This window comes from Streptomyces sp. NPDC005281 (assembly GCF_040607495.1).
GTDB lineage: Bacteria > Actinomycetota > Actinomycetes > Streptomycetales > Streptomycetaceae > Streptomyces.
This window is the reverse complement of record NZ_JBEXGX010000076.1, coordinates 1-6,861: the sequence shown is the minus strand read 5'-3', so window position 1 is coordinate 6,861 and position 6,861 is coordinate 1. Positions and strand designations below refer to the sequence as shown.

At 64.3% G+C, this 6,861-nt stretch carries 6 protein-coding genes and 2 pseudogenes; 4 read left to right on the top strand and 4 right to left on the bottom strand.

The genetic code is table 11. The features are described 5' to 3' along the window. Positions 1 to 141 precede the first annotated feature (141 nt). Positions 142 to 951 (top strand): hypothetical protein, encoded by an 810-nt coding sequence (locus ABZV42_RS41710; protein ID WP_356057478.1) that lies wholly within the window; start codon positions 142 to 144, stop codon positions 949 to 951. A 207-nt stretch (positions 952 to 1,158) separates the two neighbouring features. Here ABZV42_RS41710 and ABZV42_RS41705 read toward each other — a convergent pair whose 3' ends face one another. The 4 genes and pseudogenes from ABZV42_RS41705 to ABZV42_RS41690 form a co-directional block, all read right to left on the bottom strand. Further along, on the bottom strand, positions 1,159 to 2,025 hold the full coding sequence (locus tag ABZV42_RS41705) for an HAD family hydrolase (RefSeq protein ID WP_356057476.1): 867 nt from the start codon (positions 2,023 to 2,025) through the stop codon (positions 1,159 to 1,161). Between the two features lie 36 nt (positions 2,026 to 2,061). Beyond that, positions 2,062 to 2,295: a hypothetical protein gene (locus ABZV42_RS41700; RefSeq protein WP_356057474.1), complete on the bottom strand. Its 234-nt coding sequence runs from the start codon at positions 2,293 to 2,295 to the stop codon at positions 2,062 to 2,064. 144 nt (positions 2,296 to 2,439) lie between these two features. Then, positions 2,440 to 2,715 carry a hypothetical protein gene (locus tag ABZV42_RS41695; RefSeq protein ID WP_356057472.1) on the bottom strand — a complete coding sequence of 92 codons (276 nt, stop codon included), beginning with the start codon at positions 2,713 to 2,715 and terminating at the stop codon, positions 2,440 to 2,442. Continuing rightward, positions 2,712 to 3,965 (bottom strand): annotated as a pseudogene (locus ABZV42_RS41690) (IS256 family transposase). The gene ABZV42_RS41695 and the pseudogene ABZV42_RS41690 overlap by 4 nt, the downstream one beginning before the upstream one ends. A 537-nt stretch (positions 3,966 to 4,502) precedes the next feature. Between ABZV42_RS41690 and ABZV42_RS41685 the strand changes: the two are divergent. From ABZV42_RS41685 to ABZV42_RS41675, 3 genes and pseudogenes are all read left to right on the top strand, one after another. After that, a complete protein-coding gene (locus ABZV42_RS41685; RefSeq protein ID WP_356057470.1) occupies positions 4,503 to 5,855 on the top strand; it encodes an AAA family ATPase in 1,353 nt (450 codons plus the stop codon). Positions 5,856 to 6,013: 158 nt separating this feature from the next. Beyond that, entirely contained in the window at positions 6,014 to 6,568 is a 555-nt protein-coding gene (locus tag ABZV42_RS41680; protein ID WP_356057468.1) for an HNH endonuclease, read from the top strand. Between the two features lie 32 nt (positions 6,569 to 6,600). Beyond that, positions 6,601 to 6,765, top strand: a pseudogene (locus tag ABZV42_RS41675) (IS5/IS1182 family transposase); the annotation flags it as partial. Positions 6,766 to 6,861: the final 96 nt, after the last annotated feature.

Genomic DNA, 6,861 nt, shown 5'->3' with positions numbered 1-6,861 from the left:
CGCTGGAACAACTCCCACAACTCATCCGGCACCAGCCGCTCAACGATCGAAACCACGATCGACAGCCTATCGAACCAAATGAGATGACTTCTTAGACGTACTCTCTGCACGAGATCCACACCGAAACTGAGAGGCACCACGATGACCGATGCGGGCTTCATCACCGAAAGACCGGATACGTCAGGAATCACATTGGACGATGCAGCCCTCGAGGATTTGATTCGCATGCAACTCGATGTGGACCTCTCGAATTTGCCCACTCTGCTGGATCTCGTGGCGCTCGGTATCACTGTCACCTCTTGGCGCAACGGCCCCGTGGAGAACTGGCATGCTGAGGGAAGGCTGTCGGACGGCGACATGATGCGCGTCAACAGCCATACCACCCAGGCTGTACGCCGTCGCCTCACGGGATGGGCCATCGAATTCAACGTCACCTCGGCCAGTAGCAGCTCGATGGCAGCATTGGACGTGGAAGCACTACGTTCCCTCACTGGCCTGCTGCTTCGTTGGCTTGCGAGACCCGATCGCAAGCTCCCTGTCGATATGACTCTCGGTGGTCTTGCGCACACCAAAGCAGAGTCCGCGACCTACAGGGAGCATGCGAGCCTGCAGCTCGATCTGCTCGTCCGACTGGCGGAAATGGGGGGTGTTCGTTTTGGGCTGCTTTCCATAGTTGCTCAAAGCCTCCCCTTCTGCTCCTCGTGGTGGCTGCACCCCACGTGGCCGGATCGTGTAGAGCGCTTCGTCTCGGCGCTCGACCACTCCTCTGATCCCTTCTGGGGGAGGGCAGCAGTCGGCGGGAGTTGTTGGGCACCGAACCGAATGCCATGCATGACCGCAGCGCGCTACGTGCGTCGCTGCTCAAGAGCCCATGGGAGTTGGATGCCGCCACTGCCCAATGGGTTACAAACGCTGGTATCGGCTCCGTGTGAGTCTGCTCTACACCTATGAGCGCAGCAGCGTCGAAGCCACCACCAAGAAGGCCGTAGACCGGATCTTCGAGACTCGCTGAGTCAGCCACTTAAGTACTGCAACGGTCTCTGTCGTGACCGTTGCAGTGCTAGCTGGATGAGTGCGTCCGGTCACCTGGTCAACCCATAGAAGAGACAGACCCCTGCCCTTCGCACGGGAAAACGGAGGCGGCAGCTGCTTCGGCTTTTAGGAGGGGAGGTCGAGGAAGCGTGTGATCTCTCGTAGGTCGGACACCTCGAAGTCGGCGCGGGGCGCCCCTGCTAGTACCGGGGTGACGGCACGCGGGTCCTGGAACAGGCAGGAGTAAGCTCCCGCGTTTCGTGCCGCGCCCACGTCGGACTCGGCGGAGTCCCCGACCATGAGGATGCGGCCGACCGGCACGGAGAGGGAGTCCGCGACCGTGCGCAACGCAAGTGCGTTGGGTTTGCCGAGTGTCAATGCCCGGTGGCTGAGGATCTCTTCGACGGCGGCCACGATCCACCCGGAGGCGGGCAGCGGACCCTCCCTGGCGGCGTACCAGCGGTCACGGGCTGTGGCATAGAGCCCATCGACGTGATCAGAGATCCGCAGCAGTCGGGCGGCGTCTTCGTAGCCGAAAGACTCTGTGTATCCCACCACGACTGCGCAGGGCGGACTTTTGCTGTGCCGTTGGTAGGTCGGCAAGGGCTGGGCGGTCATACCGAAGGCGCGGAACTCCTCGGCCAGCGTGCGGCCGTCCTCCACGGTGACGTATTCGCGCTCATCGACGGCAAGGGACCCGACGTGCAGGGCGGCCAGGAAAGAGCTGGTGAAGACATCCGGCGGGTCCGCCGGGATGCCGATGTCGGCGAGTCTTTCGCAGAGATAACTCCGCTTTTTGTTCGCATAGTTGCTGAGAAAGCAGACGCGAAGACCGGCTGTCCTGATCCGTTCGATGACCTCGCCAGCGTGCGGGACGGCGGTAAAGCCGCGCCATACGACGCCGTCCAGATCGAAGGCGACTGCGTCGATCCGCCGAGGTCGGGCGTTCACACTGTCTCGCCTCACGTGTCGGTAAACGGGTTCCACAGCCACCCGCTTCACCGCCGAGTCCGTCGTGAGTCCCTGTGGTTACAGATTCGGCTTGTCATCTTTTTCCTTTCGATCTGGCCCGCCCACCACGTCCTGCCGATATAAGGGATCGGCGCGATCGAATATACGTTCCACTGGGTCCTTACGTTCACTGTGCAGGTAGGTGAAGATCTTGCACTGGCCGAAGTTCTCGTCGAGTCGGCCACGATAGGCGACTGGCCGCTCGGAGCTCAGGATCTGGGCCAACGGCTCGCGAGCCAGGTTGCCGAGCACCCACGAGTCGTGCAGGGGAGCGCCCCGGGAGTTGAGTGAACCCGTGCGACCTGCTGCGCGAATCGTTCGGGCTGCTGACCGACGGCACCCTCCTCGCCTCTCCGTGGGAGGCAGTGCCGTAGTAGGGCTGTCCGTGTATGTCCGTCACGAGCAACCGGCATACAGCGCTGGCCAGTTCGGAGCGATCGACACCCTGCGCCGGCTGGAAGCCACCCACGGCAAACCCAGGCTGCGCCGGCTGTTGAGGTCAACGACCGCGTCTACATCCTCCAGCACCCCAACGGAGGGGTGAAGAAGCTGGCAGCGCGACACAATGTGGTCCGTCGCGTGAACGACCAGGTCGTGCAGTACTGGACCGACACCGGTCGCCCCGCGCCCGACAGGGAACAGCCGCATGAGTAACAGACGTTTGATCGTCATGCGGCTTGCGTCTTGTCGCGTTCGACCAGCTGACCACGTTCGAAGCGGGCTCCGGCCCGGACGAGTGGGACGAGGTGGGCGCCGGTGATCGCGCGCCAGCGGTCCTGGGCGGACTCAATGAGCTTGAACACCATCGCCAGGGCCGCGGCCGGGCTGCCAGCACCGCGGGTGACCTTGGTCCGGAGCTTGACCGTGGAGAACGTGGACTCGATGGGGTTCGTGGTTCGCAGGTGGATCCAGTGTTCGGCCGGGAAGTCGTAGAACGCCAGCAGTTCCTCGGCGTCGCCAGTGATCTTCGCGACGGCCTTGGGCCACTTGGCGCCGTAGGTCTTCGCGAACGCCTCGATGGCCATCTCCGCGTGGGCGCGGTCCTCGGCGTTGTAGATCTCCTGCATCGCCTTCATGGCGCCAGGCTGTGCGGACTTCGGCAGGGCGTTCGTGATATTTCGGGCCTTGTGGACCCAGCACCTCTGCTGCCGGGCGACGGGGAAGACCTCCCGCAGTGCTTTCCACAGGCCTATCGCGCCGTCGCCGATGACGAGCTCTGGGGCACGCATGCCGCGTCGGCGGCAGTCCCGCAGCAGGTCGGCCCACGACTCGGTGGACTCCCGCAGCCCCTCCGCGAGCGCGATCAGCTCCTTGGTGCCGTCCAGCCGGACCCCGAGCAGCACCAGCACGCACGAGTGGGCCTGGCCGAGCCGGACCTTGGGGTGCACGCCGTCCGCCCACACGTAGACGAAGTCGCGGTCCGACAGGTCGCGCTGCTGGAAGGCAGCATGGTCCTCGCTCCACTGCCTGGTCAGCCGGGTCACCGTCGCCGGCGACAGCCCGGCGGCCGAGCCGAGAAACTGCTCCAGCGCGGGCACGAAGTCCCCCGAGGACAGTCCGTGCAGATAGAGCAGCGGCAGGACCTCGGAGACCTTCGGGGACTTGCGGCACCACGGCGCCAGGATCTTCGACGAGAACCGCTTCCGCTCGCCGGTGGCCTCGTCCACGCGGCGGTCGTTCACCCGGGGCGCGGTGACCTCGACGGGACCTGCGGCGGTGACCACGGTGCGGGGTCAGTGGTGACCGTTGCGAACCACCAGACGATGCCCGCGCTCGTCCCGCTCGGCGGCCAACTCAGCTATGTACTGGTTGACTTCCGCCTCCAGCGCGGCGGCAAGCATCCGTCGGGCGCCCTCACGCACAATCTCGTCGATCAGGGAGCCGGACTCGGTGGAACCGTCTGCAGTGACTACGCTTAGCATGGGCGTGCCTTCCCGACCCGCGCTGCGAACGCGGGCCTACTCGGTGACCATCGCAGGATCATTCGGGAAGATACGCCCTCCACATGCCCTCCCGGGCCGATCCACAGGTCTTGAGCATTGCTCGTAGAACGGGCCGAATAGGGTGAGGCGTTGCCTGGCTTCGCCGGACCGGATCCCGTAACGCTCCGCGTCGGCCGTGGAGAGGCCTGCGCTCTCCTGCTCCGCAGGAGAGCATCCGTGACGCTCGGCGCCACAATCAGCATCTTCGCTTCACCATCGGCTGAAGGCCGATGCACGGCGGATGAACTCCGGTAGCTGAGACTTCGGCGGTCCTGTTTGGGCTTTGCGCCTCCTCGTTGCCGATTCGACTGCACTGACGACACCGCGTGTACAGAGCCCACGGTGCTGGAAATGCGTCGGCAGAGTTGGCGACCGTCGTGAGGAGGGCATGAGAAAGTGTGCACGTCAGAGCCATCCGAGTAACGGCTTGCCACACAGGCCTCGGGCACACCGACACGGCACAAGACGGGACGCAGGGTGTACGTCACAAGAGTCCAGATCACCGATCTTAAGGGCTTCAGCGGGCAGCGAACTGTGGACGTGACGCTACCGGCGCGAGGTGGGTGGACTGTTCTCGCCGGACGGAACAGTTCGGGAAAGTCGACGCTGTTGCAAGCTCTGGCTCTGGCGCTGGGCGGGCCTGGCGTGGCCAGAGGGCTGGTGACGGACTTCACCGACTGGATCTCCGCTGGCGCCTCCTCAGGACATCTCAGCGTGCACGTGGTGGGCGACAGCGAGGCCGACTCCTTCTCTGGTCCGGGTCGTAAACCCAAAGGCTCCTTTCCCTTGTCCTTGCAGTGGAGACGTCCTGAGCGAGAGGCAGGTGAGCAGTACAAGAGCCTGCGTCCTGTCATGGAGACACCGGGCATCGTGGGTGAGGAGAGCGCGTCACGTGGCCCATGGGCGGAGAACCCACGTGGCTGGTTCTGCGCTGGTTACGGCCCGTTTCGAAGACTGACAGGCGGATCGAGCGAAGCTCAGCGCCTCATGCTGAACCAAGGCCCCGCAGGACGCGTGGCGACCCTCTTCCACGAGGATGCGTCCTTGGCCGAAGGCGTGTCCTGGCTCGTCGATTTGAGGCTGCGCCAGCTGGAGGACCGTACCGGCACGGCCGGGCCCTTGCTGGACAATGTCTTGGCACTGCTGCAGGACGGGCTTTTGCCAGATACCTATCAAATCCGCAGGGTCAGCGCGGACGGACTGTGGGTGTCGCAGAAGGGGCGCAGTAAGGACGGTTTCCCGCTGCGAGAGATGAGTGACGGTTACCGCACCGTGGCGGCCCTGGTGCTCGATCTCGTGCGGCAGATCCACACCGTGTACGGCGGATTGGAGACGGCGCCTACCGCAGACGGTGGTATCGCTGTCTTGGCGCCTGGGGTGGTGCTGATCGATGAGGTGGACGCGCATCTACACGTGACGTGGCAGCGCAAGATCGGCGATTGGCTGCGTCAGCATTTTCCGAACCTGCAGTTCATCGTTTCCAGCCATAGCCCCTATATCTGTCAGGCAGCCGACCCTGGCGGCCTGATCCGTTTGCCGGGGCCCGGTGAGCAGCAGCAGCCGGCCGTAGTGAGCGAGGAGCTGTATCACCGTGTGGTGTACGGCAGTGGCGACGACGCTGTGTTGTCGGAGCTGTTTGGTCTGGAGACCCCCTACTCCAGCCGGGCCGAGCATGACCGTCAGCGGCTTGTGGCATTGGAGCGCAAGGTCTATGCCGAAACGGCATCCGAGGGGGAAGTGGTCCAGTACCAGGAGCTGAGCCGGCTGTTGGCCAGTTCCTTGGATACGCGGGTGACCGAGGTGACCGCCAGGCTGGGACGGGAGCAGTGATCCCACTCGTTCGTGTCCCTGCTCCGGCTCGAACGCAGACGTTGCTGCATCGGTGGACCTCACGTGTCGAACAAGCGGGAGGTGACTATGCGGCGGCCAGCGCGCAGTGGGCGATAGCCAAGGCGCCGAAAAGGCACGTCAAGCGTCTACTGGGGCAGATGGCGCACGGCGCCGAGCGGTGCATGTATTGCGAGGACAACCTCGGCACCGACATCGACCACGTCCAGCCGCTGGCCGAGGCGCCGCTGCGCGCTTTCGACTGGCTCAACCATTTGCTGGCCTGCTCCTACTGCAACAGTCATACCAAGGGGCGCCAATACCCCTGTGATGCGGACGGGCACTCCTTGCTGATCGATCCCAGCACGGAGGACCCTGCGGACCACCTCGTGCTGAGGCTGGCAGCTGGCCAGTACGACCCCCTCAGTGACAAGGGACGAGAGACGATCCGCGTCTTCAGCCTCAACCGTGGCGATCTGGTACGGGGACGGCGACTGGCGTTTGTGACGGCCCAGTCCTTGCTCGTGGATTGGCACCGTCTAAGGCACTCCGATGGCACTGCGCGAAGAGACGATCTTGTCGAAGCGCTCGTGGAGACGCCGTTTGCCGACGTGGTCCGAACATTGGAGCGTCTACCGCGGGCAGTTGCAGCTGCGGTGCTGCCGCCCGACGTCGCAGTCGCGCTGACGGAGTGGCGCACCATGCGCGGAATGTGAATTCTCCCTGAAGCCAGGGGATTCTCTTCGTCGGCCGGCCCAGACGCAGACCCGACGCCCTATTCGCCGACCGCGCCCACGACCACGACAAGGACCGTCGCCTCCTCTGGCAGCGCGGCATCCGCCCGGTCATCACCGAGCGAGGCATGGAACACGACTCCGGCTTGGGCTTTTTCCGCTGGGTGGTAGAGCGCACGATGTGCGCCACGAGGCGCTCTGTTTGTATCCCCGGCTGAGCCGGGAGGAACTCGGAAGGAGGTTCCTGGGCCGGATGACTTACCTGGATCCGAAAG